The following is a 2,506-nucleotide window of genomic DNA, read 5'->3' on the forward strand; positions in this document are numbered from 1 at the left end:
CGTTTTTGACGGATGATGATATCTTGCAAAGTTGTATCCCAAGCGTGACCAAGGTGAAGTTTACCAGTTACGTTTGGTGGTGGAATCACGATTGAATAAGGCTTAGCCTTTTTATCGCCTGAAGGCTTGAAAACATCTTCGTCAAGCCATTTTTGGTAACGACCAGCCTCAACCTCGGCTGGATTGTATTTAGGTGAAAGTTCTTTAGACATGTGTGTTCTCCTTTTATCTATGATAGCCCAAATCAGCGGGATTAGAATCTCCTGAAATTTTCCTAATTTCTCCCCCAGATTTTTCAAAAATATCACGTTGTTTAGTTACTTTTTCTATCAATTCAATAGTTTCATAATTTTTGATATTTTTCTTATTATACTGTCCTTTTGACCAATATTGAATCGCAATATTACTGTCTCCACAAATAACTTTTGCTTGAATCTGTTCTGCGATTTTCATAGCAAAGAATAACGCTAATAATTCTCCATGATTATTTGTTAATCCTTCTTTTAAAATTGCTATGCCACTTTTATCATCAACACTTTCGACGCCATATGGGCTAGTACGATATTCTGATATATTTAAACTTAAAAGTAATGGAATTTTTGATTCGTCCAAAACATTTACTTTAGTTTGTTCTCTATCGTTATTACCGTTATGACCAATCGTACTTGCATCAAAATAGATTATTTTTTCGTTCATTATCTACACCCCTAAATATTTATTTCAATTATATATTCTCCCACTCACTCTTCAGCAAGCCATATATCAGACTATCACAACGGTTCCCTTGGGCATCTTTGCGGTCCCTTATGCGAGCTTCGAGGGTAAAGCCAAGCTTCTCGGCGACTCGTTGACTTTGGACATTGGAGCCAAAGCAAGATAATTCTATCTTGTGAAGCCCCAATTCTTTAAAAGCCAGATCAATCAAGGCTCGCGCTGCTTCTGGAACATAGCCTCGTCCCCAATAGTCTGGGTGCAAGGTATAGCCAATCTCCAACACATCGTCTTCGTGGCGATGATTGAAATCCACAGAGCCGATGATGGCATCGGTCCCTTTGACTACAATGCCGTACCCAGCTGGGAGATTGTCCTTTTGATTGCGCTCAGGAAGGATATGCTCTAGGTAATAAATCTCATCTTCCAAGGTCTTGACGGGTGGAAAGCCTGCTGGGTAGGTAACCTCCGGCAAACTAGCGTAGGCATGGATATCCTCGGCATCCGCCACTGTACGGACTCGCAAGACCAGTCGCTCCGTTTCGATTCGTTCTGGTAACTCTGCTCTTGTCATCTTCCTCCCTCGCTTTCTACAAAAAAACGTCCCTGCCATCAATCTGACAGGGACGAATGTGTTTATCCGCGGTACCACCCAATTTCGGGCCCTTGCCCGCAACTTTGTTTATTTCATTTTCATCCATTAGCAACTAGTTTTGACACATTTGTGGACTTCTCAGCACCGCCACTTTCTGTAAAATGTGGGATTCAAAACACCTCTAATAGGTTCATTTTATCAAGTTTTCCTGGAAATAGCAAGAAATCACAAAAGCGATTATTTAAATTTAACGCCTAGTTCTTGCAATTTTTTGATGGTTGCTGGGCCGATTCCTTTAAGGGCCAACAACTCTTTCTCTGTCCAGTTTGCGAAGTCCGCAACAGAGCGAATACCTTCATCATAGAATGTTTGCGCACGATCAAGTGCCACACCTTCCAAGCTTGCAGCGAATTCTTCCACTGAAGAAGCTGCTTGTTTCACTTCTTTCGCTACTGCTTTTGCTGCTTTCTCAACTTTCTTAGGTGCCTCTTTAACAGCTGCTCCTACAGTTGCGACAGCTTTTTTCAAAAGATGTCTATTTTGATGTTTGTATTGTTTCGCACGGTTAACGTTCTTCTTTGCCATTTTTCCTCCTACGTGTCCAGTGATCAATCCCTAAGGCAACAAGGTTTCATCACCAATATTACTTTCAATAATTCGTTGACGTCTGTTCAACTTTTTTATTGTAACACAATCCCTCGAAAAATCAAGTCATTGCACTATTTTCAGCCAAATCCAGCTAGTCAAAGGCCTTTACAGAGAGCCTTTAATAGGTTCTCTCTCCAAACAAGCCATCTGGAAGATCGTGGAAACCTTTCCCTTCGTGGTAGTTAGCAAACTTCCCTTGAAGGAATTGATAAGCATCCAAGCGACTCTCATAGCGGATCATAGCTTCCTTGGCCCGCTCATCCTGATCCTCTTCATAGACCTTCCTGCTTTCTGTCAGGGCCATTTCATTGATCATGACCTGGGTCTTGATCCAAGCCTCAAATTCTTTCATAAATTCTTTTTCGTAGCTCATTCTTACTCCAATCCTCTATAAAATTCACTATCGATCTCCCGATAGGGTTGGATATCCTGGACATATTCCAAGACACCTTGAAATTCTCCCGCTTCATCGCGCACTGCTGCATAGGTAACATGGACAAATTTCCCACGTGATTCTGATTTGAACCACATTTCGTACTTGTCTTTTTTCCC

Annotated in this window: 6 protein-coding genes; all 6 read right to left on the bottom strand. The window is 41.3% G+C overall.

The annotated features are described in order from the left end of the window. Positions 1 to 212, bottom strand: a 212-nt coding sequence (locus RCH62_RS08415; protein WP_306475024.1) for a class I tRNA ligase family protein, incomplete at its 3' end; no start/stop codon positions are given. Between the two features lie 13 nt (positions 213 to 225). Continuing rightward, positions 226 to 696 (bottom strand): hypothetical protein, encoded by a 471-nt coding sequence (locus RCH62_RS08420; RefSeq protein WP_306475025.1) that lies wholly within the window; start codon positions 694 to 696, stop codon positions 226 to 228. Positions 697 to 724: 28 nt separating this feature from the next. Next, positions 725 to 1,285, bottom strand: coding sequence for a GNAT family N-acetyltransferase (locus RCH62_RS08425; protein ID WP_306475026.1), 561 nt, complete (start codon positions 1,283 to 1,285; stop codon positions 725 to 727). Between the two features lie 258 nt (positions 1,286 to 1,543). Then, the gene (locus RCH62_RS08430) at positions 1,544 to 1,891 is read right to left on the bottom strand and encodes a helix-hairpin-helix domain-containing protein (RefSeq protein WP_048715836.1); all 348 of its coding nucleotides are present in this window, start codon (positions 1,889 to 1,891) and stop codon (positions 1,544 to 1,546) included. A 181-nt stretch (positions 1,892 to 2,072) separates the two neighbouring features. Next, positions 2,073 to 2,327: a DUF1912 family protein gene (locus RCH62_RS08435; RefSeq protein WP_306475027.1), complete on the bottom strand. Its 255-nt coding sequence runs from the start codon at positions 2,325 to 2,327 to the stop codon at positions 2,073 to 2,075. 2 nt (positions 2,328 to 2,329) lie between these two features. Continuing rightward, positions 2,330 to 2,506 (bottom strand): PAS domain-containing protein (locus RCH62_RS08440; RefSeq protein ID WP_306475028.1); only part of this gene is annotated, 177 nt, incomplete at its 5' end.

This window comes from Streptococcus sp. (assembly GCF_030825805.1).
Taxonomy (GTDB): Bacteria; Bacillota; Bacilli; order Lactobacillales; family Streptococcaceae; genus Streptococcus.

Coding starts and splice junctions, on each gene's coding strand:
- RCH62_RS08435 (WP_306475027.1), bottom strand. CDS start 2,327: ATGAGCTACGAAAAAGAATTTATGAAAGAATTTGAGGCTTGGATCAAG.
- RCH62_RS08425 (WP_306475026.1), bottom strand. CDS start 1,285: ATGACAAGAGCAGAGTTACCAGAACGAATCGAAACGGAGCGACTGGTC.
- RCH62_RS08430 (WP_048715836.1), bottom strand. CDS start 1,891: ATGGCAAAGAAGAACGTTAACCGTGCGAAACAATACAAACATCAAAAT.
- RCH62_RS08420 (WP_306475025.1), bottom strand. CDS start 696: ATGAACGAAAAAATAATCTATTTTGATGCAAGTACGATTGGTCATAAC.